This is a genomic window from Billgrantia saliphila, from assembly GCF_002930105.1.
Lineage (GTDB): Bacteria > Pseudomonadota > Gammaproteobacteria > Pseudomonadales > Halomonadaceae > Halomonas > Halomonas saliphila.
This window is the reverse complement of sequence record NZ_PJRN01000001.1, coordinates 1-26,332: the sequence shown is the minus strand read 5'-3', so window position 1 is coordinate 26,332 and position 26,332 is coordinate 1. Positions and strand designations below refer to the sequence as shown.

Annotated in this window: 27 protein-coding genes; 13 read left to right on the top strand and 14 right to left on the bottom strand. The window is 62.9% G+C overall.

Translation table 11 applies throughout. The features are described from left to right. Nucleotides 1-159 precede the first annotated feature (159 nt). On the top strand, nucleotides 160-552 hold the full coding sequence (locus tag CYJ07_RS00135) for a helix-turn-helix domain-containing protein (RefSeq protein ID WP_104201652.1): 393 nt from the start codon (nucleotides 160-162) through the stop codon (nucleotides 550-552). 53 nt (nucleotides 553-605) lie between these two features. On the opposite strand, the gene CYJ07_RS00130 is transcribed toward CYJ07_RS00135, so the two are convergent. Continuing rightward, nucleotides 606-1,145 carry a hypothetical protein gene (locus tag CYJ07_RS00130; RefSeq protein WP_104201651.1) on the bottom strand — a complete coding sequence of 180 codons (540 nt, stop codon included), beginning with the start codon at nucleotides 1,143-1,145 and terminating at the stop codon, nucleotides 606-608. A 126-nt stretch (nucleotides 1,146-1,271) separates the two neighbouring features. Then, entirely contained in the window at nucleotides 1,272-2,174 is a 903-nt protein-coding gene (locus CYJ07_RS00125; protein ID WP_104201650.1) for a ribose-phosphate diphosphokinase, read from the bottom strand. A gap of 253 nt (nucleotides 2,175-2,427) precedes the next feature. Here CYJ07_RS00125 and CYJ07_RS00120 point away from each other — a divergent pair, with 253 nt between their 5' ends. Continuing rightward, nucleotides 2,428-3,372 (top strand): 2-dehydropantoate 2-reductase, encoded by a 945-nt coding sequence (locus CYJ07_RS00120; RefSeq protein ID WP_104201649.1) that lies wholly within the window; start codon nucleotides 2,428-2,430, stop codon nucleotides 3,370-3,372. A gap of 94 nt (nucleotides 3,373-3,466) precedes the next feature. Further along, nucleotides 3,467-4,237, top strand: coding sequence for a class I SAM-dependent methyltransferase (locus CYJ07_RS00115; RefSeq protein ID WP_104201648.1), 771 nt, complete (start codon nucleotides 3,467-3,469; stop codon nucleotides 4,235-4,237). Nucleotides 4,238-4,343: 106 nt separating this feature from the next. Here CYJ07_RS00115 and thpD read toward each other — a convergent pair whose 3' ends face one another. From thpD to CYJ07_RS00100, 3 genes are all read right to left on the bottom strand, one after another. Further along, nucleotides 4,344-5,252: an ectoine hydroxylase gene (gene thpD / locus CYJ07_RS00110; RefSeq protein ID WP_104201647.1), complete on the bottom strand. Its 909-nt coding sequence runs from the start codon at nucleotides 5,250-5,252 to the stop codon at nucleotides 4,344-4,346. A 143-nt stretch (nucleotides 5,253-5,395) separates the two neighbouring features. Further along, entirely contained in the window at nucleotides 5,396-6,112 is a 717-nt protein-coding gene (locus CYJ07_RS00105) for a hypothetical protein (RefSeq protein ID WP_104201646.1), read from the bottom strand. Nucleotides 6,113-6,143: 31 nt separating this feature from the next. Next, the gene (locus tag CYJ07_RS00100) at nucleotides 6,144-6,620 is read right to left on the bottom strand and encodes a YbhB/YbcL family Raf kinase inhibitor-like protein (protein WP_104201645.1); all 477 of its coding nucleotides are present in this window, start codon (nucleotides 6,618-6,620) and stop codon (nucleotides 6,144-6,146) included. 82 nt (nucleotides 6,621-6,702) lie between these two features. Between CYJ07_RS00100 and CYJ07_RS00095 the strand changes: the two genes are divergently transcribed. After that, entirely contained in the window at nucleotides 6,703-7,164 is a 462-nt protein-coding gene (locus CYJ07_RS00095) for a flavodoxin family protein (RefSeq protein WP_104201644.1), read from the top strand. Nucleotides 7,165-7,310: 146 nt separating this feature from the next. Here CYJ07_RS00095 and fadA read toward each other — a convergent pair whose 3' ends face one another. After that, nucleotides 7,311-8,489 carry an acetyl-CoA C-acyltransferase FadA gene (gene fadA / locus CYJ07_RS00090; RefSeq protein ID WP_104201643.1) on the bottom strand — a complete coding sequence of 393 codons (1,179 nt, stop codon included), beginning with the start codon at nucleotides 8,487-8,489 and terminating at the stop codon, nucleotides 7,311-7,313. A gap of 28 nt (nucleotides 8,490-8,517) precedes the next feature. Continuing rightward, nucleotides 8,518-10,695, bottom strand: coding sequence for a fatty acid oxidation complex subunit alpha FadB (gene fadB, locus CYJ07_RS00085; protein ID WP_104201642.1), 2,178 nt, complete (start codon nucleotides 10,693-10,695; stop codon nucleotides 8,518-8,520). 353 nt (nucleotides 10,696-11,048) lie between these two features. Between fadB and slyA the strand changes: the two genes are divergently transcribed. Further along, the gene (slyA, locus tag CYJ07_RS00080; protein ID WP_104201641.1) at nucleotides 11,049-11,492 is read left to right on the top strand and encodes a transcriptional regulator SlyA; all 444 of its coding nucleotides are present in this window, start codon (nucleotides 11,049-11,051) and stop codon (nucleotides 11,490-11,492) included. Between the two features lie 7 nt (nucleotides 11,493-11,499). On the opposite strand, the gene CYJ07_RS00075 is transcribed toward slyA, so the two are convergent. Then, nucleotides 11,500-12,054, bottom strand: coding sequence for a preprotein translocase subunit YajC (locus CYJ07_RS00075; protein ID WP_104201640.1), 555 nt, complete (start codon nucleotides 12,052-12,054; stop codon nucleotides 11,500-11,502). Nucleotides 12,055-12,155: 101 nt separating this feature from the next. Between CYJ07_RS00075 and CYJ07_RS00070 the strand changes: the two genes are divergently transcribed. Beyond that, entirely contained in the window at nucleotides 12,156-12,611 is a 456-nt protein-coding gene (locus tag CYJ07_RS00070) for a universal stress protein (protein WP_104201639.1), read from the top strand. 96 nt (nucleotides 12,612-12,707) lie between these two features. On the opposite strand, the gene CYJ07_RS00065 is transcribed toward CYJ07_RS00070, so the two are convergent. Further along, on the bottom strand, nucleotides 12,708-14,630 hold the full coding sequence (locus tag CYJ07_RS00065; RefSeq protein ID WP_104201638.1) for an ATP-binding cassette domain-containing protein: 1,923 nt from the start codon (nucleotides 14,628-14,630) through the stop codon (nucleotides 12,708-12,710). 100 nt (nucleotides 14,631-14,730) lie between these two features. On the opposite strand from CYJ07_RS00065, the gene CYJ07_RS00060 reads away from it, so the two are divergent. After that, on the top strand, nucleotides 14,731-15,627 hold the full coding sequence (locus CYJ07_RS00060) for a TatD family hydrolase (protein ID WP_231489489.1): 897 nt from the start codon (nucleotides 14,731-14,733) through the stop codon (nucleotides 15,625-15,627). 1 nt (nucleotide 15,628) lies between these two features. Continuing rightward, the gene (locus CYJ07_RS00055) at nucleotides 15,629-16,105 is read left to right on the top strand and encodes a hypothetical protein (protein ID WP_104201636.1); all 477 of its coding nucleotides are present in this window, start codon (nucleotides 15,629-15,631) and stop codon (nucleotides 16,103-16,105) included. A gap of 35 nt (nucleotides 16,106-16,140) precedes the next feature. On the opposite strand, the gene CYJ07_RS00050 is transcribed toward CYJ07_RS00055, so the two are convergent. Together CYJ07_RS00050 and CYJ07_RS00045 are read right to left on the bottom strand one after the other, a co-directional pair. Then, a complete protein-coding gene (locus tag CYJ07_RS00050) occupies nucleotides 16,141-17,235 on the bottom strand; it encodes an ACP S-malonyltransferase (protein WP_104201635.1) in 1,095 nt (364 codons plus the stop codon). Continuing rightward, entirely contained in the window at nucleotides 17,232-19,460 is a 2,229-nt protein-coding gene (locus tag CYJ07_RS00045) for a thiamine pyrophosphate-dependent enzyme (RefSeq protein ID WP_231489488.1), read from the bottom strand. The genes CYJ07_RS00050 and CYJ07_RS00045 overlap by 4 nt, the downstream gene beginning before the upstream one ends. Before the next feature lie 98 nt (nucleotides 19,461-19,558). Between CYJ07_RS00045 and CYJ07_RS00040 the strand changes: the two genes are divergently transcribed. After that, entirely contained in the window at nucleotides 19,559-20,410 is an 852-nt protein-coding gene (locus CYJ07_RS00040) for a LysR family transcriptional regulator (RefSeq protein WP_104201633.1), read from the top strand. Here CYJ07_RS00040 and CYJ07_RS00035 read toward each other — a convergent pair. Continuing rightward, complete coding sequence (locus tag CYJ07_RS00035; RefSeq protein ID WP_104201632.1) at nucleotides 20,368-20,958, bottom strand: elongation factor P hydroxylase; 591 nt, start codon at nucleotides 20,956-20,958, stop codon at nucleotides 20,368-20,370. The genes CYJ07_RS00040 and CYJ07_RS00035 overlap by 43 nt on opposite strands. Nucleotides 20,959-21,086: 128 nt before the next feature. Here CYJ07_RS00035 and CYJ07_RS00030 point away from each other — a divergent pair, with 128 nt between their 5' ends. From CYJ07_RS00030 to CYJ07_RS00020, 3 genes are all read left to right on the top strand, one after another. Then, entirely contained in the window at nucleotides 21,087-22,535 is a 1,449-nt protein-coding gene (locus CYJ07_RS00030) for an MATE family efflux transporter (protein ID WP_104201631.1), read from the top strand. Beyond that, nucleotides 22,507-23,559, top strand: a complete 1,053-nt coding sequence (locus CYJ07_RS00025; protein WP_104201630.1) for a DUF3080 family protein — start codon at nucleotides 22,507-22,509, stop codon at nucleotides 23,557-23,559. Before CYJ07_RS00030 ends, CYJ07_RS00025 begins: the two co-directional genes overlap by 29 nt. Before the next feature lie 127 nt (nucleotides 23,560-23,686). After that, complete coding sequence (locus CYJ07_RS00020) at nucleotides 23,687-24,391, top strand: hypothetical protein (protein ID WP_104201629.1); 705 nt, start codon at nucleotides 23,687-23,689, stop codon at nucleotides 24,389-24,391. A gap of 24 nt (nucleotides 24,392-24,415) precedes the next feature. Here the strand turns inward: CYJ07_RS00020 and tusA are convergent, their stop codons facing one another. Next, nucleotides 24,416-24,667 carry a sulfurtransferase TusA gene (gene tusA, locus CYJ07_RS00015; protein ID WP_104201628.1) on the bottom strand — a complete coding sequence of 84 codons (252 nt, stop codon included), beginning with the start codon at nucleotides 24,665-24,667 and terminating at the stop codon, nucleotides 24,416-24,418. 28 nt (nucleotides 24,668-24,695) lie between these two features. Between tusA and CYJ07_RS00010 the strand changes: the two genes are divergently transcribed. Continuing rightward, nucleotides 24,696-24,983 carry an antibiotic biosynthesis monooxygenase family protein gene (locus CYJ07_RS00010; RefSeq protein WP_104201627.1) on the top strand — a complete coding sequence of 96 codons (288 nt, stop codon included), beginning with the start codon at nucleotides 24,696-24,698 and terminating at the stop codon, nucleotides 24,981-24,983. Nucleotides 24,984-25,000: 17 nt separating this feature from the next. On the opposite strand, the gene rlmM is transcribed toward CYJ07_RS00010, so the two are convergent. Then, on the bottom strand, nucleotides 25,001-26,086 hold the full coding sequence (gene rlmM, locus CYJ07_RS00005; RefSeq protein WP_104201626.1) for a 23S rRNA (cytidine(2498)-2'-O)-methyltransferase RlmM: 1,086 nt from the start codon (nucleotides 26,084-26,086) through the stop codon (nucleotides 25,001-25,003). Between the last annotated feature and the right edge of the window lie 246 nt (nucleotides 26,087-26,332).

The window sequence follows — 26,332 nt, the reverse complement described above, 5'->3', positions numbered from 1 at the left end:
AAAGGAATATATTTAATTTAATTAATGCTTATATGCCTTAAATACACTTGGTCTAGGCCAAATAATGCACTTCAAGCTGTCAATATCGGTTTTTTTGTGACTTGGCTTTTTACGGTTAGAATGAAGCTCTCCCTAGCGAGCGCAGGAGCATGGGAACATATGAATCTTGGCGGAACGCTCAAGCAACTCAGGCTCGAGCGGGGCATGACCCTTGCCCAACTGGCCAGACAGGTGGGGTCTCATGTGGGTAATCTTTCGCGCATCGAACGTGGTGCGGCCAAGCCTAGCCTGGAGTTGTTGTACCGAATCGCCGCGGCACTTGACTACCATCTTGCGGATATCTTTTCGCTGGGCGATGAGCAGCACTTCGTCGATGCCCGCCAAGCGACACTCAACATGACGTTCCTGGGCCTGCCCGAAGAGGACCAGCACCTCCTGCTGGAATTCGCCCGCTTGCTGAAAACCCGTGCCGTGCGGCGGCGACCGCTGCCGAGCCTATCGGGTGAGCCACCATGCAGCACTCCAGGAAAGGTTTCCGTCGTCGAGACCTAGTGCCAAGTAGCGCCAGGCGATCCGCACCGTCCTTGCTTCTCTTCGAACTCGGGCTATTCCCAGTGCCAGCCATGTCGCTGCCACCAAGCCAAGGCTATATCCCGGTTCTCCTCGTTGGCACTCTCGTCCAGCACCGCGCCAAGGCGTACATAGTCACCGCCGGTCTGGGCCAGGACACGGGGATCCTGCGTGGCCAGCTGCAACGCATAGAGCACCAGCATCAGCTCGTAGGGGTCCTGACTGTCGATGAGGCCGAAGAGGAGCGGAATGGCCGGTTCCCCGATCTGCCCTAGGCGTTCCGCCGCGATATACCAGACTCGCGGGTGCTCTTCGCCCCCGTACACATCGACGAAGCGACGATCGGCCAGACGGCTTAGATAGTAGTGCGCCTCGTCCGCTTCCGTAACGAAGAGCGGCGGTGTCCAGAAACGATCTTCCCTCGAGGTGGCGATCGGCGTCACATCCTGCCGTGTCGTCTCGCTTACGGCTGGCGGTGTTGCAGGCGCGTCGCTCGGCGGCGCTGACGGCCGGCCGCTGCAAGCGCCAACGAATATGACAAGCAGCAACCCACCGGCAATTCGCGTCAATGTCATTGCTCTTCGCTCCTGTCCGACGACTCTTTTATGCTGCGTGTTGTACGCTTTCGCACACGCTCTGGCCAGTCCCGGGCCCACCGGGGCTTTCATCGCGGCACAAGGCGCCGGTTATCTCCACAGTGGTCAGTCGGATTCGAGCAGGGGAGACAGCGCGTCCGCCAGAGCCGGTGCCATGCCGACCGCATTACTGGCATGAACGATGCAATCCGTACTCCAGACCTCGCCCACCCCGGCACGCCGAATGACCTCGAGTGCATCCCCGGCGAACAAGGCGTGGGTAACGGCGACATCCACGGAAACGGCACCCGCGGCCACTACTCGCCGGGCGGCCTCGGCCAGAGTATGTCCCGAACTGGCGATGTCATCCATGAGCACGATTCGCCGCCCATAGACGTCGATATCGGGCAGGGTGATATCGACCTGGCGATCACCACGGCGCGTCTTGGTGCAGACGCCGTGATCGAGACCGGAGACCCGGGCAGCGCTTTCGACCCACTGGGCCGATTCGCTGTCGGGCCCCAGCAGCAACGCCTCGGGCCGCTTCTCGGCGATCAGCTCGGCCAGGCGCGGGGCGCCGGAAAGTACAAGAGCGTGTTGCAAGGGAATGGCTTGATCGAGTCGCTCGATGCGATGCAAGTGCGGATCGACGGTCAACACGGCATCGAACAGTTCACTCAGAAAACCGCCCACGAGCCGCTGACTGACCAACTCGCCGGGGTGAAAGGCGATGTCCTGGCGCATGTAAGCCAGATAGGGCGCCACCAGAATCAGACGTCTCACCCCACGCTGGCGAGCATGACGAGCAAGCAACATCAGCTCGACGAGCTTCTCGTTGGGATGATCGAGGCTACGGTAGATGACCAGCGGATCCGGCAGATCGACATCCTCGCCGAACGGTAACCGCAGACACAGCTCCTTGTCGGGGAAGCGGTGACGTGCCACGCAGTGGTCCGTCATGGACGTCGCCGCAGCCAGGTGCAAGGCGGGGGTGTGTTCGTCTTCGAAATAAAGCAGGCCTGCCCTCATCACAGCTCCCGTCACAACTCCAGTTTTCATCCTTGAGGTGATCTCTTCACCGATACTGTAACCGTTCTTACGCTCGCTGCCCTTCCGATGCCACTCTCGTTACGTAAGGCGGCGTAACACGACCCACGGGCGACGGCTTCGAGCTCGGTAGTCGCCGCCCCGACGCCTCCCGGATTGATCCGCCTCATCAGAGCGTCTCGCCTCCATTTCTGCCACTATTGCTTCCAATAGAGCAAGATCCGAAGGAGGTAATATGAAATTCGTCATCATGGGTAGCGGTGGCGTGGGCGGGTATTTCGGCGCACGCCTTGCCGAGGCTGGCGAGGATGTAACCTTCGTCGCACGTGGTGAACATCTGACAACGATGCAGCGCGACGGTCTGAGAGTCTCGAGCATCAAGGGCGATGTCCACTTGGCATCCGTAAAAGCCACGGATGATCCGGCTTCGGTGGGCGTGGCGGACTGCGTGATAGTGGCCGTCAAGGCCTGGCAGGTGCGTGAAGCGGCGGAAGCGATTCGGCCCATGGTCGGCCCCGATACCATGGTCTTGCCACTGGAAAATGGCGTGGAGGCCGCCGACATCCTTGCCGAAGTGCTGGGTCCAGGCCCGGTGCTCGAGGGCCTGTGCGGCATCCTGGCCTGGCGCGAGGCGCCCGGCCACATACGTCATGCCGGCGTGGATCCCTTCGTGCGCCTCGGCGAGCGAGACAGTCGGAGCAGCGAGCGCACTGCCCGGCTCAAGGCCGCCTTCGACCACGCCCATGGGGTCAGCGCCGAGATCCCCGACGACATCCAGGTCGCCCTGTGGAGCAAGTTCCTGTTCATCTGCGCCATGAGCGGTATCGGCAGCATCACCCGGGCGCCCATCGGCATTACGCGTCAGCTTCCTGAAACCCGCGCCATGATCGAGGCGATGCTCGAAGAGATCGATGCCGTCGCACGCGGGCTCGGAGTCGCCTTCCCCGACGACGCCGTCGCCCGCGCCATGCAATTCATCGATGCCATGCCGGCCGACAGTATCTCCTCCATGCAGCGCAACATCATGGCAGGAGAGCCCTCCGAACTGGAGTCTCAAAACGGCGCAGTGGTACGGCTGGGGCGCACAATCGGCGTGGCAACCCCTACCCATGCGGTGATATACGCGGCGTTGATGCCGCAGGAACTGGCAGCCCGGGGAGAGGGCCCCAGCGTCGCCTGAAAAAATGTCTTACCTGGCCCAGTGGTCGGAGGCCAGGAATGCGATATTCTGGTACCGGTTGCCCTGCCCCTTGAACCGCCGGAGCCCGTTCATCATGACCCAGTTGCCTCACACCGCCCCTGGCCAGCGCTGGAATGCCACGAGCTATGCCCATCATGCCGACTTCGTGGCCGAGCTAGGTGAAGACGTGGCCCGCCTGCTCGCTCCCCAGCCGGGCGAGCGCATCCTCGACCTGGGTTGCGGCGACGGCGCGCTGACCGAGAAAATCGCCAAATCCGGCGCCAACGTGATTGGCGTGGACGCTTCCGCCGACATGGTCGAGGCCGCGCGTAAGCGTGGGCTCGATGCCAGAACCATGGATGCTCACCACCTCTCCTTCGAACATGAATTCGATGCTGTCTTCAGCAACGCCGCCTTGCACTGGATGCTGAATCACGAAGCGGTGATCGCCGGTATCCATCGTTCACTCAAACCGGGTGGTCGCTTCGTCGCCGAATTCGGCGGACACGGCAACGTGGCTGCCATCTGCACCGCCCTGCTGGCGGCGCTGCAGGCGCGCGGGATCAGTGGCAAGGCCCGCTTTCCTTGGTATTTTCCTACTCCGGGAGAGTACCGCGAAGCCCTCGAGGCAGCCGACTTCAGGATCGATTCGATCGAACTGTTTCCTCGACCAACGCCGCTGCCCACCGGCATGGCCGGCTGGTTGGCAACCTTCGCCAGTCCTTTCCTGCACGGTCTCGAGGAGGAAGTTCGTGAAGCGGTACTAAACGATGCGGTCTCCCTGCTCGCCTATAGCCTGAGCGACAGTCACGGCAACTGGACGGCCGATTACGTACGCTTGCGGGTTGTCGCCCATCGTCTGTGAAGTCCTGTCTTCCACGAGGGCATAGCCAACTGCGCTTTCGTGGGGCGGGAATGAAATGAGGCGCCGAATACGGCGCCTCCATGTTCGTCACGAAAATCGATACCGCTCAGCGCACCGGCTTCAGCGGGCTCCAGTCCTTTCTATTGGCGAGAAATTCAGGCCGTGGGCGATTGCCGCAAAAAGGATTGACCAAGCCATTCTCGACGCTGTTGTAAACGAAGAACAGGTTGCTGCGTGGCCAGCATGACATGTTTATGTTCGAGCCGTGCATGGTGTTGCACTCGAACATCACCAGCGAGCCGGCTTGCCCCTTGGGCGCCTCGATATCTCCTCTGATCATCAGCTCACGCAGGCTGGCATTGTCGGGCACACCCACTTCCTGGCTCTTGAGCGACTCCTTGTAGTTGTCCGTTGGCGTCCGGCCCACGCAGGGCACGAACATCTTATGCGACCCCGGGATCAGCATCAGCGGACCGTTGAATTCGCCGTTGTCGGTCAGGATGATGGAACAGCTCAACGAGCGCATGCGCGGCATGCCGTCCTCACTGTGCCAGGTCTCGAAATCGGAATGCCAGTCGAAACCCTTGCCCTTGAAACCGGGCTTGTAATTGATACGCGACTGATGAATGTAGACATCGCTGCCCAGCAGTTGCTGGACCATTGCCAGTAGCTTTGGGTCGCGGGTCAGACGGCTGAAGCGCTCCGATATCTCATGGATGCCGAAGATCGAGCGGATCTCTTCGCGCCCCGGCTCCAGAATGGTGCCTTCGGAGAGCTTGAGATCCTCATCTTCCTCGTAGTCACGCAGCTCCTGAATGAAAGCATCCATTTCATCCTTGTCGAAGTAATTCTCGAACGAGAGAAACCCTTTCTCCTCGTACTCGCGCAGTTGCTCTTCGCTTAGCGGCCCATCTCGACGCTGAGCACCTTCGCTGTACACGACCGGGTCGAAGCGCTCGAACATTCCCAACTTTCGCTCCAACCGGGTAGGAAAGAGATCTTGGGTGTCGTTCATGCCATCCTCCTTGATTCGATACAGAACTTGCCATTCGTTGGCAGGTAGTTCATCACCCTAGCTTTTGTATACTCCGGCTGCAAAACGATTTTGTATCTCGATATTGCAGCCGTGGATGGCGATGATCTGCTGCCGCTCCCTTTTCACCGGCCACGCGTGAGCGGATCCAGGACATCGGACCGATTCAGCAAATCGACCTGGCGACACAACCAGCGACGCTGACGTCGCGATGCCAACCGCTTGGTATCCCAAGTCGCCGGAACCAAGCCGTGACTCGGCTCGTGTTCGATGTAGTCGAAACGACGCTCCGCTCCAATCGGCAAATCCTCGGAGCCGTAGATGCAAATCAAGCGTACGGTGATGGAGTGGAATACCACATCACCGACCGGCCTTAACGCCTGCATCTCGATGCCGCCTTCATGAGCCAGCCGCAACGTCAGCTCGCCAAAGCTGTCGATATGCACGAAGCCCCCTGGTTCCAGGGGGCCCTGGTGTGAGCCGTCCTTGACGATCGGCGCGTGATCGGGGCGTTGGGTCGCTCCCTGGCGTTGCCTCGCCTCCCCTTCGGCCTGTTCATCATAGGTATCCTTGCGATCCGTCACATCGACGGTAATCACGCCGCGTGAGGTCCTCAGTTCAGCGATGATATGTTGGAGGAAAATAGGCTCCGCACTCATGTTGCTGATGATGCAAAGCGCATCGATGCCGCTTTTCCTGCCGCGGTTGATGAGCAGGCGAGGTCGCCGCTGACGGCGAAAGCCGAGATAGAGCAGCTGCGCATAGACCAACCAGATCAACAACGTGCCGATATTGGTCAGCACGGTGATCGGGTCGACGTGCTGGGACAGCCACTCGAACATTGCAATCCTCCCTGATTGCACCGTAGCGAAACTAGCCCCGCTTGTAGGTCCCCACGAGCCGGTTCATACCCAGGAGATGAGGTTCGAGCTGCTTCAGCAGCTCCACGATATCCAGGCCCTCGGGCAGGTCGGTCGGCTTGTCGAGCGCCAGCACCCAGAAATAGTAGTGGTGCACGCCGTGCCCCTCCGGCGGCATCGGGCCGCCATAGCCGAGCTTTCCGAAGTCGTTCTTGCCTGCCGTTCCTTCAGCGCAACCCTCGGTCAGCGACGTGGTGGAGCCCGGCAGGTTGTAAAGCAGCCAGTGAACGAAGCCGTAGCCACCTTTCTGCACCAGCGGCGCATCGGGATCGTGGCAGATCACGGCGTACCCCTTGGTCCCCTCCGGTGCGTCGCTCCAGCTCAATGCTGGTGAGACATCGTCGCCATCGCCGGCGTGGCGGGTGGGAATGGCGCCATGTGCCTGGAAGGCGGAACTCTCCAACTGCATGTTCGAAAGGGCAAAGGCCATGGGTGGTCTCCTCCTGTCGTAGCGAACGAAAAAGGCGGAAGGTGCCGAAACAGCGTCGGAAAAAGCCGTTAGACTGTCAAACATGAAGCGACTGTTGATCGTGGCCCATGCGCCCTCGTCCAATACCCAGGCCCTGCGTGACGCTGCCAAGCGCGGCGCCAGCCACCCTGACATCGAAGATATTGAAGTGGTGACCAAGCCTCCTCTCGACGCCGGGCCGGAGGACGTGCTGAGGTGTGACGCCATCCTCCTGGGCACCACCGAGAATCTCGGCTATATGAGCGGAGCGCTGAAGGACTTCTTCGACCGCAGCTACTACGCGGTACTGGAGGAGAAGCAGGGGCTGCCATGCGCCCTGTATGTCCGCGCCGGACACGACGGTACCGGCACGCGCCGGGCGGTGGAAAGCATCGTCACCGGGCTGCGCTGGCGCTGGGCACAGGAACCGTTAGTGCTGCGCGGGGAATGGCAGGATGGCTTCGTTGATCAGGTTGAGGAGCTCGGCCTCTATCTGGCAGCAGGGCTCGAAGCGGGCGTGCTCTAGCGCGCCGGCCAGGCCTTGGAAGCATCCCCGGGTATGCCGAGTATGACTTACCCGCAATGAATCTTATTGTTCGTCTACCAGAACGTTAACGCCACAAATGAAAACGGCCCCGCACGTAAGTACGAGGCCGCCGGCGACGAAAGTGCTTACTTCAGCCGTTCGAAGACCGTCGCCACCCCCTGCCCCATGCCAATGCACATGGTGGCGAGCCCCAGTGTGGTGTCCTGCTGCTGCATCACGTTGAGCAGCGTGGTGCAGATACGCGCCCCCGAGCAGCCCAGAGGATGCCCCAGGGCAATGGCGCCACCGTTCAGGTTGACCTTCTCGTCCATGGCGTCGAGAAAGCCAAGGTCCTTGAGCACCGGGATCGCCTGCGCGGCGAAGGCCTCGTTGAGCTCTACGGTCTCGATATCGGCGGATGACAGACCGGCCGCCTTGAGTGCCTTCTTCGAGGCGGGCACCGGACCGTAGCCCATGATCGAGGCATCGCAGCCGGCTACGCCGGTAGAGAGTACGCGGGCCATCGGCGTGAGGCCCAGCGCCTTGGCACGCTCGTAGCTCATCACCGCCATGGCCGAGGCACCCACCGACAATGCCGAGGAAGTCCCCGCCGATACGGTGCCACCGCGCGGGTCGAAGACCGGCTTGAGCTTGGCCATCTCCTCCAGGCTGGCATCGATGCGCACCACCTCGTCATGCTTGAACAGCGTGCGGAACCCACGCTCGTCATGCCCCTCGACGCCGACGATCTCGTTATCGAAATAACCCTGCTGATTCGCGGCATAGGCGCGCTGGTGCGAACGCACGCCGAACTTGTCCTGCTCCTCGCGGGTGACGCCGTGCATCTTGCCCAGTAGCTCGGCGGTCAGGCCCATCATCATGGCCGCCTTCGCGGCGTACTTGCTGGCCGCCGGGTTGACGTCGACACCGTGTGCCATGGGCACGTGCTCCATGTGCTCCACGCCGCCGATGACATAGAAGTCGCCCATCCCGGCCTTGATGTTGGCGGCGGCGATATGCAACGCGGTCATGGAGGAACCGCACAGGCGATTGACCGTCTGTGCCGGCACGCTGCGGGGGATACCGGTCATGATTGCCGCGTTTCGGGCAATGTTCATCGCCTGCTCCAGGGTCTGGTTCACGCAACCCCAGATCACGTCGTCGACTTCCGCCGGATCAAGCCCCGCGTTGCGGTCGAACAGTGCCTGCATCACCGAGGCGGAAAGGTTCTCGGCACGCACGTGACGGAAGGCGCCGTTCTTGGCCTTGGCCATGGCGGTGCGGACGCCGTCGACCACCACGATATCTCTCGGATTCAAACTCATATCAACTCACCTCCTGATCGTGGTGGGTTCAGCCCCGGGCCTGGTTGGAATAGAAACGCTCGCCGGAATCGGCCATCTGGCGCAGCTTGTCGGTGGGCGCATACAGCGGCCCCAGTTCTTCGGCGAGGCCGTCAGCCAATTTGACGAACTCGGCCACGCCCATGGCATCGATGTAGCGCAGCGCGCCGCCCCGGAACGGCGGAAAGCCGATGCCGTAGATCAGCGCCATGTCGGCCTCGGCGGGCGTGGCGACGATACCATCCTCCAGGCAGCGCACGGTCTCCAGGCACAGCGGCACCATCATGCGCGCGACGATGTCCTCGTCGGAAAATTCCTTTTCTTCCTTCATGACCTGCTTGACCAGCGCATGAGCCGCCTCGTCGCTGACCTTCTTCGGCTTGCCTTTCTTGTCTTCTTCGTAGGCGTAGAAACCTTTTGCGTTCTTCTGCCCCAGGCGGTCGTTCTCGTACATCGCCTGGATCGCCGTCTTGCCGCCACTCTTACCCCCCTGGGCCATGCGATCGGGGAAACCTTCGGCCATCACCTCGTTGGCGTGCACGGCGGTGTCCATTCCCACCACGTCGAGCAGGTAAGCGGGCCCCATGGGCCAGCCGAACTTCTCCATTACCTTGTCGACGCGCTGAAAGTCGGCGCCCTGCTCGACCAGCAGGCTGAAGCCGCCGAAATAGGGAAACAGCACGCGATTGACCAAAAAGCCGGGACAGTCGTTGACCACGATCGGCGTCTTGCCCATGGCGCGGGCGTAGGCCACGGTGGCGGCCACGGCGGCGTCACCGGTCTTCTCGCCGCGGATGACCTCCACCAGCGGCATGCGGTGCACGGGGTTGAAGAAATGCATGCCGCAGAAGTTTTCGGGACGCTTGAGGTTCTGGGCCAGGCGCGTGATCGAGATGGTGGAGGTGTTGGAAGTGAGGATGGTGTCCTCGCCAACCAGCCCTTCCACCTCGCTCAGCACTGCGTCCTTGACCTTGGGGTTCTCGACCACCGCCTCGACCACCAGGTCGACATGGCCGAAATCGCCGTAGGAGAGGGTGGGACGGATATGGGTCAGCTTCTCGGCCATCTGCTCGGTGGAGAGCTTGCCGCGTTCCACCTGCTTGGCGAACAGCTTGCGCGACTCCTTCAGGCCCAGCTCGATGGCTTCTTCCTTGATGTCCTTCATCAGGATCGGCGTGCCCTTGGAGGCGCTCTGGTAGGCGATGCCGCCACCCATGATGCCGGCACCCAGCACCGCCGTCTGCTTCACTGCCTTGGCCTGCTTCTCGTACTTGCCAGCCTTCTTCTTGACGACCTGGTCGTTGAGGAACAGCCCCACCAGGTTGTAGCAGACATCGGTCAGCGCCAGCTTGGCGAAGGCCTTGGCCTCGATGGCCTGGGCGCGGGCTCGCTCTTCGCCGGCGCCCTTCTGTATCACCTTGATCGCCTCGATCGGCGCCGGGTAGTGCGGCCCCGCTTTGCCGGCCACGTAGCCCTTGGCGGTCTCGAAGGCCATCATCTGCTCGATGGCATTGAGCTTGAGCGGCCCGGTCTTCTCGGCGCGCCGCGCCTGATAGTCGAGTTCGCCGGCGCTGGCCCGCGCCAGGATGTCCAGCGCTGCTGCCTCGAGCTGCTCACGCGACACCACGGCGTCCACGGCTCCCACCTTGAGTGCTGCGTCGGCGCGATTCTCGGTACCGCCCGCGATCCATTCGACGGCGTTGTCGGAGCCGATCAAGCGTGGCAAACGCACACAGCCCCCCCAGCCGGGAAGAATACCGAGCTTGGTCTCGGGCAGACCGATCTTGGCGTTGTCGCTCATGATGCGGAAATCGGTGGTCAGCGTCACTTCGCAGCCGCCACCCAGTGCCAGACCATTGATCGCCGTCACGGTGGGGAACGGCAGATCCTCGATAGCATTGAAGATATCGTGAACCTTGAGGTTCATCTCGACCAGGTACTCTTCACCCTTCTCGAACAGCCCATGAAACTCCGTGATGTCGGCGCCGACGATGAAGACATCCTTGCCGCTGCCGATGACGAGCCCCTTGAGGCCACTCTCGGCCCGAATCGCCTGCACGGCCTCATCCAGCTCGGCCACCACCGCGCTGGATAGCTTGTTGATGGATTCGTCCTTGAGGTCGAAGGTGAGCATGGCGACGTCATCGCCGTTGCGTGCCACCGTGATGGCGTTGCCTTGATAGATCATCCACGAATCTCCACACAGAGAAGTTGGCGTTGGAGGAGTGCCCAAGATTCATACGGCCGTTTGATTTCGGAAAGCTTGGTGCACTCCGGGCAGCACGTCAAGCCCAAGATGCGACTTACCGCGACGGATAAAGGCAATCAAGGGCATGGCAATCGGAGTGGATCGACATGTGCGTCAGACTCTCGCCGAAGCATAGACCCTCGAGCGAACCTCTCGGCCCCAGCGCATCCCCAGACTCACCGTGTTACCGGGAACACGTCTGAGGCAGGTCAAGACGGCGAGCCGCACGTGTTGCATTACACGCAAGGGGTCCGGACAATTCGGCTAATTCAACGCTTTCCTTGCGGAGCCCCATGCACCAGAACATCGGATTTCGTCTCTCCCGTCTGCCACGTCTATGGCGGGCCGTGATCGACCGGCGGCTGGCCCCTCTGGGCCTGACCCAGACTCGCTGGATCACGCTTTATCACCTGTGGCGGCTCGGCGACGGCCAGCCCCAGTGCGACTTGGCGCGCGCCATCGGCGTGGAGGCTCCTTCACTGGTGCGAACCCTGGACCAGCTTTCGGAGCAGGGCCTTATCGAGCGGCGCCCCTGCGAGCAGGATCGCCGTACCAAGCGGGTCTTCCTGACTCCCGAGGCAACCCCACTGCTCGAGCGGATCGACGAGGTAGTGACCCAGGCGAGACGCGAAATGCTGGCCGGCCTCAGCGAGGATGATGTCCGGCAGCTAGACGCTCTGCTGGCCCATATCGAGAACAACGGCTTGGAGATTCAAGCCAGGGAGAGCGAGGCATGAGCGCAACTTATTCCTCGTCAGGCTTCGGAGTCTCGCCGGGCTCTTGAGATAAAAAGCGGCTCGGCTGAGGGCGGTCGGCATGCCCCGCCAAGGCATCGCGCAACCGTCGGAAATCGGCTTCGTAGGTCAGAAAACGTTCGGCACCCTGCGACTCCCACCACCAGAGAGTAAGGGCCGCCTCGCTGGATTCCACTACCAAGGCGTCCTGAGGCAGTCGACTCAGCAGCGATGCGAGCGTCTCCCGGGCTTCTGCGGGCAGCAGCCTCAATGGCTCGATGCGCCAGCGCCAGTCACCTTGGTAGAACTTCAATACTTCACTGGCCTCGCTATCGCGGACCAGCACGAACCGTGGTCCGGGCGCCTCGGCCGGAAAGTACCAGCGATAAGCCGGCATGGCCGTGTTCGTGTCATGCAGCGGCGGCTTCTCCAGCGCCACCTTGACTCCCGCCTTGTTCGCCGCATTGCGCAGCGGCACGATGCGTCGCTGACGCGGACCGGGCCGCAACCACATGACCGGCCCCACCATCAGCATCAGCACCAGCAGTATCATCAACCAGACCATCAGTATCTCCTGATTCTTGACGCAAGTCGTTGTCTTGACACGACAGGCGTCCTAGAGTGAAGACATGACAAATACATCGTGCCGTTTCGCAGGAGTCTGCCATGAGCAATGAGTATCGCCATATCCTGGTCGCCGTCGACCTGACCAAGGATTCTCACAGAATCCTTGAGCGCGCCATGCAGATCGCCGAGCGCAACCAGGCGAAGCTGTCGATCATGCACACGCTGGAGCCGCTGGGCTTCGCCTACGGCGGTGACATCCCCATGGATCTGACCAGTATCCAGGATCAACTCGACGAGCATGCCAAGCAGCGCCTGGCCGAGATCGCCGATCCTCACGTGGCGAAGGAGAACCAGCACGTTGTCGTGGGCATGCCCGATACCGAGATCCATCGTTTCGCCGACGAGAACGATGTCGATTTAATCGTGGTAGGCTCCCATGGCCGCCATGGCTTCGCCCTGCTGCTCGGCTCCACCTCCACCGGCGTGCTGCACGGCGCCCAGTGCGACGTGCTCGCGGTGCGGGTGGGCAAGAAAGGCGAACAGAGCGCCGAATAATCCCTGCCGATATCACACTGGCCGCCGAGGTACCCGGCGGCCAGCGTATCCCAACTAGAGCCCGCGCAAAGCAAGCTTGCTTCTCGGCTTGCGGCGTTACTCTCCCGCCGCCAGTGCCTCGAGCTCCATCCAGCGTTCCATGGCGGCGTCGAGCTCCGTCTGTCTGTCGCTCATGGCTTGAAGCGTCTCCGCCACGCTGTCGGCATCCTGTTGGTAGAACGCCGGATCGGCGACCCTCGCTTCAAGTGCCGCCACCTCGGCTTCGAGCCTTTCGATCTCGGTCGGCAGCGCGTCCAGCTCACGCTGCAGCTTGTAGGAGAGTTTGGCGGGCTTTTTCGCCGACGACGATACCGATACGGACGCCTTGGCCGTTGCTTGAGGCTCAGCGGTCGGTTCCACCTGCTGACGCGCCGCCCCCTCCCAAGGCGCCGGCGGCAGCTTGCCGCCCTGGCGCACCCAGTCGCTGTAGCCGCCGACGTATTCGCGCACCACGCCGTCGCCCTCGAAGGCGAGAACTCCGGTGACCACGTTGTCCATGAAAGCGCGATCGTGGGAAACCAGCAGCAGCGTGCCATCGAAGTCGAGCAACAGCTCCTCGAGCAGCTCCAGCGTCTCGACGTCGAGATCGTTGGTGGGCTCGTCGAGCACCAGCACGTTGGCGGGCTGGGTGAACAACCGCGCCAGCAAAAGCCGGTTCGACTCGCCACCGGAGAGTGCCTTGACCGGTTGACGCGCCCGCTCGGGAGTGAACAGGAAGTCCTGCAGATAGCTGATGACGTGCCGATCCTTGCCGCCGACGGTGATTCGGTCACTGCCCTGGGCAACGTTGTCGTAGACGCTCTTCTCCGGCTCGAGACCCGCTCGCAGCTGGTCGAAGTAGGCCACCTTGATATTGGTGCCCAGGCGCACCTTGCCCTCGCTGGGCTCCAGCTCACCCAGCAGGATCTTGAGCAGCGTGGTCTTGCCGGCACCGTTGCGCCCGATCAGGCCGATGCGGTCGCCGCGCTGAATCTCCAGCGAGAGGTCGCGAATAATCGTCTCGTCGCCGAAACGATGGGTCACATCGATCAGCTCGACCACGCGTTTGCCGCTGCGCTCGCCGCTGTCGACACCGAAGCTGGCCCGCCCCTGGACCTCGCGCCGCTGACTGCGTTCGCGTCGCAGCTGCTCCAGTGCGCGAACGCGGCCTTCGTTGCGGGTTCGCCGGGCCTTGATGCCTTGGCGTATCCACGCCTCTTCCTGGGCGAGCTTCTTGTCGAATTCCGCGCTTTCACGCGCTTCGATTTCCAATTCGTGGGTTTTCTGCCGCTGGTACGCCGCATAGTCGCCGGGGTAACGTCCCAGCCGACCGCGGTCGAGCTCGAGGATCGTCGTCGCCAGCTTCGACAGGAAGGCACGGTCATGGGTGATGAACAGCACCGCCCCGTTGAAGTCGAGCAGCTGCTCCTCCAGCCAGGCAATGGTATCCAGATCCAGATGGTTGGTGGGCTCGTCGAGCAGCAGCAGGTCGGGCTCGGCCACCAGCGCCCGAGCCAGCGCCACTCGCCGCCGCCAGCCGCCGGACAGCGAACTCATCAGATCGTCGGCCGGCAATCCCAAGCGGGTCAGCACCACGTCGATGCGCTGATGGAAGGACCAGCCGTCGATAGCCTCGAGTCGACTCTGCAGCGTTGCCATGCGCTTCATATCGGGATCGGTGGACTGGACGAGATGGTGATATTCGGCGAGCAGCTCGCCGGCCTGGGGCAACCCTTGGGCAACCACGTCGAAGATGGTCTCGCCGGAGGCGGTGGGCAGGTCCTGCTCCAGCACCCCGATCTTCAACCCAGGGGCGCGCCAGATGCTGCCATCGTCGGGGAGGATCTCGCCAGCCACCAGCTTGAGCAAGGTCGACTTGCCGGTGCCGTTGCGCCCCACCAGCGCCAGCCGTTCCCCTTTTTCCAGCACCAGGTCGGCCCCATTGAGCAAAACATGGTTGCCATAGGCCAGTTGCAACCGTTCCAGACGTAGCAGGGTCACGCGTTCACCTCGTTAGTCATACAGGCGCCTAGTGTAACGCATGGCCGAGCCGGCGTGGTGGCGGCTACAATGCGCATCAGACAGACAAAGGAGCTCCGTTTTGGCCGACCCGACCGCGCCCTTCGATGATTTTCTCCCCGAGGCGCTGCAGTTTCGCTCTCCCGCCCCGCTGGCGGATATCGGCGCCAACCTGACTCATGCCAGCTTCGACCGGGATTTCGATGCCGTGCTGGGTCGCGCACGAGCCGCCAATGTCACCACGCTGATCGTTACCGGCACCGACCTCGCCCATGCCGAGCAGGCGGTTGAGCTGGCGCGTCGCGTTACGGGACTCTACGCCACCGCCGGCGTGCATCCGCACGATGCCAGCGGCTGGGATAGCGCGCTGGCCTCGGCCATGCGCGAATTGCATCGACTCCCCGAGGTGGTGGCCGTGGGCGAATGCGGTCTCGACTTCAACCGCAACTTCTCGACTCCGGCCGAGCAGGAGCGTGCCTTCGAAGCTCAACTGGGGCTCGCGGCCGAGAGCGGCAAGCCCCTGTTCCTGCATGAACGCGATGCCGGTCGACGCATGAACGAGATGCTGCGCGCCTGGCGCGACGATATCGTCGACGCGGTCATCCATTGCTTCACCGCCGACCGCGAGACGCTCTTCAGCTATCTCGACATGGACCTGCACATCGGTCTGACCGGCTGGATCTGCGACGAACGGCGCGGACATCACCTGCGCGAGCTGGTCGGGGAGATTCCGCTTGAGCGGATGATGGTGGAAACCGACTCCCCCTACCTGCTGCCGCGCAATTTGCCTGCCAAACTCAAGGGCAGACGCAACGAGCCGTCGCTCCTGCCCTGGATCGTACGCGAGATCGCCCACTGGCGCGGCGATGACGACGCCACCCTTGCCCGCGCCACCCACGACACCGCCCGGGCCTTCTTTCGCCTGCCGGCAGGCGACGGCGCGATTAACCCTGGCCATGCCCAGCAGAAGGAGTCCTGATATGGCCGACATTCCCGGATTCATCGCCGTGGAGACCGGTAACGATAACGACCTGCCTCTGGCGATCGCCTGGGTACTGCCCGATGGTCGCATCAAGCACACGCTGATCCAGCCGGACGACGACTGGCTCGACGATGAGTTCAATGAACTCAACGGCTACAGCATGGAGGAGCTGCACAGCTTCGGGGCCAGCCCTCTGGACGTGATCCGAGAACTGGAGAGCGATCACTTCAACGCCACCCTGTTCACCGCCGGCGTCAGCGCGGACGAAGCGGCGCTGGGGCGACTCTTCGATACTTACGGCATCGATCCCTTCGTCGAGCTGGCCCCGGCCGACAGTCTGTATCCCGACCTCACCGTCGGCGAATGGAGCCGCGCACGCAACGAGCTGTTCGGCGAGATGGGGCTCGAGCCACTGCGGCCCGAGCACGAGGTGGAGGTCATGCTCCGTCTTCACGAGCGTCTGGGGGATATCTGACCTCAACAGCGCCACCTGGCCCTGCCCGGCCGCACTCAGACGTCGAGCGGCATCGGCTCGGTGTCGCGGACGAGTCGCTCGCGCTGCTCGGGAATGCCCATGCACAGCAATACCGGATCCCGCGCCTGCTGCGCCTGGAAACTCGCCTTGCTGTCCAGCCCCCGCCAGCCGAGCTGGATCAAGGCTTGAGCCGTGGCACCACCCAGCGTCGCTCCCGGGCCGGGTATCACGATGCGATCCGGTGCAAATTCGCGCACTCCAACCTTGATTGCCGCGGTGAAGTCGTATGGCGCCACCAGTTGCTCGCCCAATGTGTAGTCCCAAAGACGCTCAGGATCGCTGCTCCAGGGCGTCCAGACATGACCGCGACCGTCGATCAAGGGCACTTCGGGGGCACGGAACGGCTCGGCGGAAAGCTGTCTGCGCGCCGTCTGCCTGACACCGAACTGCAGGGGCGTGTGGAAAGCGGCATGCTGATGCAGCCGCAGGGGAAAGCGGTCGCGCGGCGCCAGCGCCTTCGTCAGCCGCGCCAGGCCGGCCTCATTGCCGCCGAACACCAGCATCCCCCCAAGGTCGATGGACAGGTACAGCTCGGCATCCTCGTTGCCGTGAATGCGCTCGATCAGTCCGAGCAACTCCCGCCGTAGCAGCCAGTCCGGCCGCCACGCTTCGTCGACCCAGGGGTAGATCACCTGACCGCCTGCCAGCGTCTCCTGCATCAATCGCCCCATGGTACCGATCAGCTGCAGCGTCTCGTCGGGATCCAGGGCGCCCGACGCCGCCAGGGCAATGTACCAGCCCATGGAATTGCCCGTCACCGCGGCGATCTCGTAGCGCTCGCGGTCGATGGCGAGTAAATCGGCCCAGGCACAGGCGTAGATCAGCGGCGACGCATGCTCACCTCGACCGTGAAGACTCTGGCGGAAGGGAATCTCACCGTCCAACTCGGTCAGACTCGGCAGGTCGGCTTCGCGACGCTGGCCGTCGAAGCGCGCCAGCCAGTCGCAGCCACCGGCATGGCGGCCCAGCGTGCCCCACTCGGCGGCGTTGTAGGTTCCGCGACCGGGACATACGATCAACAGACGCTCGCGGACCGAGGAGGAACGGGAAACATCACGGATCGGATTCATGCTTCGTTGCTCCCTGCCGATACCTTGTCGGCCGTCTTCACGGCTGCTTCGTTGCGCTTCATGCTGGGTGACGCGAGGCGTAAACCCTGCTCGACGATGGCGGCAACCGAAGGCAGCGTGACCGTGGCCGCCCGTCCCAGTGGAATGAAGCTGTCCTCGGCGGTCAGCCGATGCAGGCGCTCGCCGGCCACGCCGCGCTCCACCAGCGCGGTGACAAGCTCCTCGCTGGGCGAGCCGCTGCGGCGGCATTCGTCCACCACCAGGATCTGTTCGCAGCCTTCGACTCGACGATACACCTCGTCGTGATCGATGCCGGTCAGCCAGCGCAAGTCGACGATTCTCGCTTCCACCCCCTCGGCTTCGAGTCGTGCCGCGGCTTGGCGGGAGAGATAGACACCATTGCCGTAGGTGAGAATGGCCAGCTGTCGCCCCTCGCCCCACTGGCCGGGCTCGCCCATCGGCAGACGATGCTCCGGCCCGGGATCGGCGAAGCACCACTGCTGATCCCCCTCCTCGTGCAGGTCGCGAGCGTGGTAGAGCGCGATCGGCTCGAGCACCACCACCACGCGCTGCTCCTCCTCGGCGAGGCGCACCGCCTCCTGCAGCAACCCCACCGCGTCGGCGGCGTTCGAGGGACAGGCCACCAGCAAGCCGGGAATGTCGCGCAGCACGGCGATGGCGTTGTCGTTATGAAAATGGCCCCCGAAGCCCTTCTGGTAGCCGAGCCCGGCGATGCGAACCACCATGGGATTCGTGTACTGCCCATTGGAGAAGAAACTTAAGGTCGCCGCTTCACCGCGCAACTGGTCCTCGGCGTTGTGCAGATAGGCCAGGAACTGGATCTCCAGAATCGGCACCAGGCCGTTCTGCCCCAGTCCGATACCGAGACCGAGAATGCTCTGCTCGTCGAGCAGGGTGTCGATCACTCGATGCGGCCCGAACTGGGCCTGCAGACGCTGAGTGACGCCGTACACCCCACCCTTGCGTCCGATGTCCTCGCCGGCCATCACCAGGTGGGGATATCGAGCCATCAAGCGTATGAGGGCCTGGTTGAGCAGCTTGGCCATGGGCGCGGGGGTGGCATCCACTTCGCCCTGCCAGGAACGTGCACGACTTGCGCGAATCGGCGGAACGATGCTGGTCATGACCTGCTCGGCCGTTTCCAGCTTGGGACGACGGATGGCCTCTTCGGCGACATAGGCCACCCGCTCGGCCACCGAGTGATAAAGCGCGCCGATGGCGTCTGTGTCGAGCACGCCGTGACGCTGCAGCAGGCCGGCACTGACCAGTAGCGGATCGCGAGCCTCGTCGGCCTTGATGCGCGCGGGGGCCAGGTAGGCCTGCTGGGCATCGGAGCCGGCATGCCCGAAGAGACGTACGCAGCGCATGTGCAGGAACACCGGCTGCCGATGACGCCGCGCGATGCGCTCCGCCTCGCGAGCGGCGTGCCAAGTGTCGAGCAGATCGAGGCCGTCGCAGCTCAGGTAGTGAAAGCCGGGACGGGCACGCATACTGGCCTCGATCCAGCCCTTCGGGGTTGGCGTGGAGATGCCGATGCCATTGTCCTCGCAAACCATCACCAGCGGCATGGGGATGCCTTGATAGGCCGCCCAGCCGGCGGCATTGAGTGCCCCCTGGGCGGTAGAGTGATTGAACGAGGCATCGCCGAAGCTGCAGATCACCACGCTGTCGGCCGGCCACTCCCCGCCGCCACCCAATCGCCGCCACAGCCCGATCCCGTAGCTAGCCCCCATGGCCTTAGGCAGGTGGGAAGCGATGGTGCTCGTCTGTGGCGGTACGTGCAGAGCCTTCGAGCCCAGCACCTTGTGTCGACCGCCGGAAATGGGATCTTCCGCCGAGGCGGCGAAACTCAGCAGCAGATCCCATAGCGGAGTCTGGCCCGGCACGCTACGGCTACGCTGCAGCAAGAAGGCGGCATCGCGATAGTGCAGAAAGGCGGGATCCGTGTGGCGAAAAGCGCGCGCAATGGCAGCATTACCCTCGTGACCGGCACTACCGATGGTGTAGAAGGCCTCGCCCCTCGCCTGCAAGCGCCGTGCGTGAAGATCGAGATGTCGGCTCATCAACTGTGTCTCAAACAGCTCAATCAATTCAGCCGGAGTGAGGTCGACCTCGTCGATTCGCCAAGCCCGTTCCGACGCGGGCCAATCACCGGTACGCAACGCGGAAAGAAAGCGCTGCTCCTGGGATAAGGGTTCGAGCACGTGGAACTCCAAGGCTGCCATGACTTGGGTTACAGCCTAGCGCGCCCTAAAGCCAAAGAGATAATATCGATATCCTGCCCCAGCTATAGGCCAATCTTATGGATGTGCGAAGCCTGCGCTATTTCATCGCTGCCTACGAGTGCGGCTCGATCAGTGCCGCTTCCCGGCGCTGCCACGTGGCCCAACCGTCGATCTCCACGGCGCTAGTCCAACTCGAGGAGCGGCTGGGCACCCCCCTCTTCGAGCGCCATCGCCGTGGCATTACCCCCACCGAGGAGGGACATCGTCTCTATCCGCTGGCCCGCCGGGTCAGTGAGGGCCTCAGTGCCATCACGCGGCTTTTCCGCACGCCCGCGCCGCCGACTCCGGTGCGGCTGGGATTGATGCGCTCGCTGGGCGCAAACCGCATGACCTCTCTGCTCAAGGAGTTCATCGGACAGGGCGACAACCTGGCATTGACCTTGGTCAACCCAGAGGAGCGCTGTGACGCACGCATTATCGGCGAGCAGGATCTGTCACCGGGTGAGGCCTTTCAGCCGATCTGGCATGACAACTATTGCCTGGCACTGCCCAGCGGACATCCGTTGGGCCTGAAGAGTACCGTGGCCTTGGTCGATCTCGAGGGGCTCCCGTTCATCTGGCGCCAGCCTTGTGCTGCCATGGAGCAGTTGGCCACCGCACTGAATGCCGCCGGCTTGCGCTGCCAGGTGCGTGCGCGTCTGCGCACTATCGAATACACCCTGGGACTGGTGGCCGCCGGGGTAGGCGCCTCGCTGGTGCCGGCCTGGCCGGATATCCTGGACCGCCCCGACGTGCAGTGTCGGTCGCTGGAAGGGCTCGATATACATCAGACGATCGGCGTGGCCTACCCGGCTCGACAAGCCATGCCGGCGCTGGCCCCGCTGCTTCAGCTTGGCAGCGAGGCCTGGGCCGCCGAGGGATATGCCTGATCCAGGTGTCGCAGGCCGATGCTCACGGCACGGGAGAGTGGCTCGCCCTCCGCGTAGAAGGCCAGGAGGGCGGCACGGAAGGCGGCGGCCCTGAGCGGTAGCCCCTCTCGCTCGTAACGGGCGGCACGCTCTTCGACGCGAGCGCTGAAGGCCTCACGGTCCACCTCGACATTGCCGCCCAGGTTATCGACACTGACATGGAAGCGCAGCCCGCAGGCCCGGGAGAACAGCAGTTCGAGCGCCTGTGGCGCCACTTCGGCGGCCTCGAAGCGACGTTGTTGCTCGGCATCTCGACCGTCGGGTAGATACCAGTAGCCATAGTCCTCGAGCTGGCGGCGACGCTCGCCGGCAATGCACCAGTGGCTGATCTCGTGCAGTGCACTGGCATAGTAACCCCGCGCAAAAATGACCCGATGGTAAGGGCAGCCGGCATCGGCCGGACGATACAGCGGCTCGTCGCCGCCACGCACGAGATGCGTGTTGAAGCGCGCCTGGAAGAGCCTGTCGAACAGGGCAATCACGTCTTCGAGTCGATGGCTCACGGACATCCCATGGTTAGCTGACATGCGCCCAGTATAAGGAAGTCACTCGCGCGGCGAAATTCACCGGATATTGCTAACATAACCGGTTCCTCTCGGCGCTTCGCTGAGGTGTCCTGTCTTATGGAGCATAACCCTTGGCATCGTTCCTTACCGACCTGCTGAGCGTCAGCCGCACGGAAACGCGGCCATTGATTCGTCTGACGCTGCCGATCTGTGGCGCCCAGCTGGCCCAGGCCGGCATGAGCGTCGTCGACATCATGATGACCGGGCGAGTCAGCGCCACCGACCTGGCCGCCGTCTCGGTGGGCTCCAGCCTGTGGTTGCCGCTGATGCTCTTCATGACCGGCACCTTGATGGGGCTCACGCCCATCGTGGCCCACTTGCTGGGCGCAGGCGCGACCGAGCGAATTCGTCCCAACGTGCATCAGGCGCTATGGGTGGCCTTGGCGCTCGGAGTCGTCGCCGCCTTGCTGCTGTGGGTGCTGGTGGCGCCCATCTTTCGCTTGATGGAGGTACCCGCCGAGGTCGCAACACGCTCCGCCGCCTACCTCTCGACAGTGGCCTTCGGCATGCCGGGCGTGGCCTTGTTCCAGGCGCTACGCGCCTTTTCCGACGGCATGAATCACACTCGACCGGCGCTATGGATCAGCCTGGTGGGGCTTGGGGTAAACATTCCCAGCAATTTCGTACTGATCTATGGAGGTGCGGGATTGAGCGGGGTGTTCGGTGACTCGTTGCCGACCTGGGCGCAGTCCCTTCCGGCCCTGGGAGCCTTTGGCTGTGGCATCGCCACTGCGCTCTCCATGTGGTCCATGTGTCTGGCCATGGCCCTCTATACCCGCCGCTCCCGAGCCTACGGCGACGTGATTCTATGGCGCTCTCCCACGCCGCCCCGCTGGCGCATCATCGGTGAGCTGCTCTATGTCGGCGTACCGATCGGCGTGGCAATCTTCGTCGAGGTCACCCTCTTCACCCTGATCTCGCTGTTCATCGCCAGCCTCGGCGAGGTGACGGTGGCGGCGCACCAGGTCGCCCTGAACTACACCTCGATCCTGTTCATGCTGCCGCTGGCCCTGAGCATGGCGCTGACCGTACGGGTCGGCAACACGCTGGGCCAGGGCCACACGGCACGGGCACGATTGGTGGCATGGAACGGCATCCTGCTCTCGCTTGTCATCGCTCTGTTCAACAGCGCCCTGCTCTGGCTGACCGCCGAGCCGGTCATCGGCCTCTACACGCACAATGCGGATGTCCAGCGGCTGGCGCTCTCGCTGGTGCTGCTGGCAATGCTCTATCAAGTCTCGGATTCGCTGCAGGTCAACCTGGCGGGTGCCCTGCGAGGCTACAAGGATACCCGGATCATCATGATAATCACCATGTTCGCCTATTGGCTGGTCGGCCTGGGCGGTGGACACTGGCTGGGCACACAGGGGCTGGCCGGGCTGAGCGCGCCGATGGGGGTGCATGGATACTGGATCGGTCTGATCGGCGGCCTCACCGTGGCGGCCGTGCTACTCAGCGAACGCCTTCGGCGCAGGGCCAAGGGAGTCGCCTATGACACACGGGACGCATCCCAGAGCTGAAACGCTTCGAGGCTTCGCCCTCGTGCTGTTCCTGGTCCTTTTCACGGGTTGCAGCGATGTCAACGAAGGCGAAGCCAGGTTGAACGACTATCAGCATGAACTGGCCATGGCGCTGGATCTACCGATCCCCGAAAGGGGCGAGCCGGGCAATATCGGGGCTTTCCCCGAGCGAAAGGAGCGTCTTTTCCCCATCCCCGAGACCCGCGAAAGCCTTCTCAACGTCTATGCACTGCGCGAGTGTCGTATCACCTCGCTGATCGCCGCTCGTAACAACCAGCTTGGTCGCGTGGCCCCACCCAGCCAACGTTGGATCTACGAACTCAAACTTTGGCGCCGCCTGCATGCCTGCAGTAACAGCGAAGTCCCCAACACCCTCTCCGAGCCACATCGCGAGCGGCTCGAGCGGCTCATCCAGACCAAGACCGAGCAGCTACCGCGAGTCAGCTGGAACAGTCAGTTCGACTCTGAGGAATGGGTAGGCAGTTTCTCTCGGGCGAGCTCGCCTCTGTCGCCAGGCGAGACCCAAGCGCTCGACGCGCAGCTCGAAGCCGTCGCCTGGCTGCGCGAAGCTACGCTTAACCAGTTCAATCCCCACTGGTCCCCCGACTCCGCCACGCTCGAGGGCCATCTCGGTACGCTGCGCAATCGTCCATTCACTGCCGAACTCCTGCGTGCCCTGCTTCTTGCCGAGCAGCGATTGAGTGAGGCCAACACGCTGTTGAACGATACCCTCGCCAAAGGCACGAGCTGCCCGATACAGGCTACGTCCTCTCCCGATCTGGCACGCGAATTGTCCGAACTGCCGGCCTTTGATTGGCTGGATCGGCTCGAAGCGGCCGCCGAGCGCTGGCTGCAAGCTGTCGATGCTCTGTTCGACAGCCACGTCCCGCCACCCGATGCGGTTGCCGCCTATCGGCGGCGCTGGCTCTCCTTGGAGAACCCTGAAGCCCCTCTGCCCGCCTTGCGCCGGGCGCGCGAGGAACATCGTCGCCAGTGGCAGGTGTTACGCGATCGGTGCGAGTAAAAACGACGGCAGGCTTAACTTGCACATCGACTCTATGATATTGGTGTGTGAAAGGTAGGAGTCGATCCCGTCAGCCGTGCCGCAGCCGTGACAACCGCTCGGCCATGCAGAATCTGGAGGGAGGATCATGGGTATGACACCGTCACCCCGCCCTGCCCGGGTCATCGACCTGGAAACGATGCGCCGAAAGCTCCAGGCCAAGCAGCGCCTGGTTCGCCTTTCCCCCGAGCTCGATGGCCTCGAGATGGTCTACAGCCTGGCCTCGGACCCCGACTCCCTCTACGGCATGCCCATCCTCGCCTGGGGGCTGCGCGAGGATGGCGAAGTGGTTGGCCTGGTTCCGTGGATGGAGGCGCTAACCGCCTGCCATCGGCTGGACGACTCCGAACATGGCTGCTTCGTCGGCTATCGTGACCCCGAGACTGAGGAACTGCTCGATGTCGCGCCCCCTCACAAGGCCTGCGAGCTTGAGCATGCCGCCGCCTACTTCGATTACGAGGAGACGCGGGAAATCACCCTTATCCAGCAGATCCCCGACACCCAGGGCACCCACGCCCTGTGCATCGACGACGAAGATTGCCCTTGGCAGTTGAAGCAGGTCTTCGGCTGGCGCCTCTACAGCGACGGCAACATCGAGGCCCTTCTGGCGGATGAAGCGCTCGTCGAGTCGACACCGATTCTTCCTGGTGATCCTTGTCTCTACCCTGGCCGTAGCCGCCATCGCGTGGTCTATTTCTTCCAGCGCAGCATTGCCAATCGCATTCGCGAGCAGGACCCTTGCACCCTGGAAGCGCTGGCCTTGATGGTCGTTCCCGATGGGTCCAGCGACTGACATTTCAGGTCGACTGGCATTACATCAGCCTAAACGGATAAAGTAGAGATATTGTCCGTCCGACTCCTGCTGGGATAGCAACTCGTGCCCCAGGAAGCTGCAAAACTTGGGCACGTCGCGAGTGGTGGCCGGATCGGTCGCCACCACTTTGAGGATTTCGCCGGCGCTCATGTCACGCACTTTGTTATGCATGAGCATGATGGGCTCCGGACAATAGAGGCCGCGAGTGTCCAGTTCGGCCTGAAAGTCGGGCAGCGAGTCGGCGCTATTCGTCATCGATGACCTCGGCGTAGGAAGCTGCTAGATGATCAAGATCATTATCGAACGTCGTATCATGCCTGGCCTGGAGGAGGAATACGAGGAGGCGGCACGCGAAGCGATGCGCTGGTCCCTCGGCGCCAGGGGCTTTTTCGGCGGCGAGACTCTCGCCGAACTGGGCCATAGCGACCGCCGCCTGATGATCGTGAAGTGGCGTGATCTGAGCGCATGGAACGAATGGTACACCAGCGAGGAACGTGCCCGTGTCATGCAGCGCATCCTCCCTCTGCTGACCGAGGAAGAGTCGATTCGCATCTACGAACCCTCTTACTGAATACCCTTCGACTGCCCTTAATCGAGCAGCCGCACGTGCACCGTGACCTCTTCGCGATCGTGGTAGAGGTGGCGGCAATGCAGTTCGCTCCGAACGCCGGCTTCAAGCAACGCCGTTTCGAGGCCATTGAGGCAACGCTGTACCTCCTCCCAGCGGCGCCTCATCGGTAGCTTGAGATTGAAGACCGCTTCTCGACACCAGCGCCGCGTCAGCCAGCGCTGAACCATTGCCGTCACACGCGCCGGTTTGTCCACGATGTCGCAAACCAGCCAGTCCAGGCGATACGGCGGCTCCCAGACAAAGCCGTCCTCACGCAAGTGATCGACCATGCCCGATGCCATCAGGCTTCGTTCCATCGGGCCATTGTCGATGGCGAAGACATGCATGCCGCGCTGGACCAGTTGCCAAGTCCAGCCACCCGGAGCCGCACCCAGATCGGCGGCTTGCATCCCTTCCGCCAGCCGAGCATCCCATTCGTCCCGCGGCACGAACTCGTGCCAGGCCTCCTCCAGCTTCAACGTCGAACGGCTGGGTGCCGCCTGGGGAGAGCGTAGGCGTCTGATGCCTCCAGGGAGCTCGCTGCGGTTGCCGGGGAAACTCATGCCAAGCTGCACCCGGTCACCATCCGTCCAGAACAGATGCAGACGACGGCCGCCGGCCTTGCGGCGCAGGGCGTCACGCTTGCGCAGCGTCGACTCGAGGGGACGCGTCAGCGCCTTGATCAGACCTGCCAACGCCTTGCCCTCGTTGGTATCGGGCGTTTCATGCCAGATCGCATCGAAGCTCCAGCCACTCGCGACTATCTGCTCCACGATGGGGGATAGCCTGTCATCTCGGGACAGTTTCAATGGCGGCAGCGCTACCAGGCTCTGCCGAGCAAAGACGAGCCGCTTGAAATCAAGTTCGCGGTGAAGCTCATTGGCCGGCCGCTCATCATCCACGACGAGGCGCACATACCCCCCTTGAGGCGTGAACTCCGCATTGCCCTGCCAACCCAGCTGGTCAACGTAGGCCGCCACCTCCGCAGAGGCATCGTGCTCGAACCCGGGACGGCAGTAGAAGAGCAGTTGGTCGGGCGTAATATGCTTCGCCAAGCGGGACATTCAAACCTCTTTATGCCAGATGTTGGATGCCCGCGAATGTTACCAGGCCGGACAACGGCTGTCGGCAGGCACGGTGGCTCCGAGGCTCACCCTTGATGCCGCAACTACTGAAACGCATGGTCCCGGCAAAGAAAAGCCCCGCGTTCCTTCGAACACGGGGCTTTCTTGGAGGAAGGGCCGGGGCCGTTGGCCGGCCTTCGACGGGCGGCGCTCCGCGATGCTCCCTGGAGGCCCTAAAACGGCGAA

Excerpts from the sequence above, each read along its gene's own strand:
- CYJ07_RS00135 (WP_104201652.1), top strand. The coding sequence starts at position 160 with ATGAATCTTGGCGGAACGCTCAAGCAACTCAGGCTCGAGCGGGGCATG.
- CYJ07_RS00130 (WP_104201651.1), bottom strand. The coding sequence starts at position 1,145 with ATGACATTGACGCGAATTGCCGGTGGGTTGCTGCTTGTCATATTCGTT.
- CYJ07_RS00125 (WP_104201650.1), bottom strand. The coding sequence starts at position 2,174 with ATGAGGGCAGGCCTGCTTTATTTCGAAGACGAACACACCCCCGCCTTG.
- CYJ07_RS00120 (WP_104201649.1), top strand. The coding sequence starts at position 2,428 with ATGAAATTCGTCATCATGGGTAGCGGTGGCGTGGGCGGGTATTTCGGC.
- CYJ07_RS00115 (WP_104201648.1), top strand. The coding sequence starts at position 3,467 with ATGACCCAGTTGCCTCACACCGCCCCTGGCCAGCGCTGGAATGCCACG.
- thpD (WP_104201647.1), bottom strand. The coding sequence starts at position 5,252 with ATGAACGACACCCAAGATCTCTTTCCTACCCGGTTGGAGCGAAAGTTG.
- CYJ07_RS00105 (WP_104201646.1), bottom strand. The coding sequence starts at position 6,112 with ATGTTCGAGTGGCTGTCCCAGCACGTCGACCCGATCACCGTGCTGACC.
- CYJ07_RS00100 (WP_104201645.1), bottom strand. The coding sequence starts at position 6,620 with ATGGCCTTTGCCCTTTCGAACATGCAGTTGGAGAGTTCCGCCTTCCAG.
- CYJ07_RS00095 (WP_104201644.1), top strand. The coding sequence starts at position 6,703 with ATGAAGCGACTGTTGATCGTGGCCCATGCGCCCTCGTCCAATACCCAG.
- fadA (WP_104201643.1), bottom strand. The coding sequence starts at position 8,489 with ATGAGTTTGAATCCGAGAGATATCGTGGTGGTCGACGGCGTCCGCACC.
- fadB (WP_104201642.1), bottom strand. The coding sequence starts at position 10,695 with ATGATCTATCAAGGCAACGCCATCACGGTGGCACGCAACGGCGATGAC.
- slyA (WP_104201641.1), top strand. The coding sequence starts at position 11,049 with ATGCACCAGAACATCGGATTTCGTCTCTCCCGTCTGCCACGTCTATGG.
- CYJ07_RS00075 (WP_104201640.1), bottom strand. The coding sequence starts at position 12,054 with ATGGTCTGGTTGATGATACTGCTGGTGCTGATGCTGATGGTGGGGCCG.
- CYJ07_RS00070 (WP_104201639.1), top strand. The coding sequence starts at position 12,156 with ATGAGCAATGAGTATCGCCATATCCTGGTCGCCGTCGACCTGACCAAG.
- CYJ07_RS00055 (WP_104201636.1), top strand. The coding sequence starts at position 15,629 with ATGGCCGACATTCCCGGATTCATCGCCGTGGAGACCGGTAACGATAAC.
- CYJ07_RS00050 (WP_104201635.1), bottom strand. The coding sequence starts at position 17,235 with ATGAATCCGATCCGTGATGTTTCCCGTTCCTCCTCGGTCCGCGAGCGT.
- CYJ07_RS00040 (WP_104201633.1), top strand. The coding sequence starts at position 19,559 with ATGGATGTGCGAAGCCTGCGCTATTTCATCGCTGCCTACGAGTGCGGC.
- CYJ07_RS00035 (WP_104201632.1), bottom strand. The coding sequence starts at position 20,958 with ATGTCCGTGAGCCATCGACTCGAAGACGTGATTGCCCTGTTCGACAGG.
- CYJ07_RS00025 (WP_104201630.1), top strand. The coding sequence starts at position 22,507 with ATGACACACGGGACGCATCCCAGAGCTGAAACGCTTCGAGGCTTCGCC.
- CYJ07_RS00020 (WP_104201629.1), top strand. The coding sequence starts at position 23,687 with ATGGGTATGACACCGTCACCCCGCCCTGCCCGGGTCATCGACCTGGAA.
- tusA (WP_104201628.1), bottom strand. The coding sequence starts at position 24,667 with ATGACGAATAGCGCCGACTCGCTGCCCGACTTTCAGGCCGAACTGGAC.
- CYJ07_RS00010 (WP_104201627.1), top strand. The coding sequence starts at position 24,696 with ATGATCAAGATCATTATCGAACGTCGTATCATGCCTGGCCTGGAGGAG.
- rlmM (WP_104201626.1), bottom strand. The coding sequence starts at position 26,086 with ATGTCCCGCTTGGCGAAGCATATTACGCCCGACCAACTGCTCTTCTAC.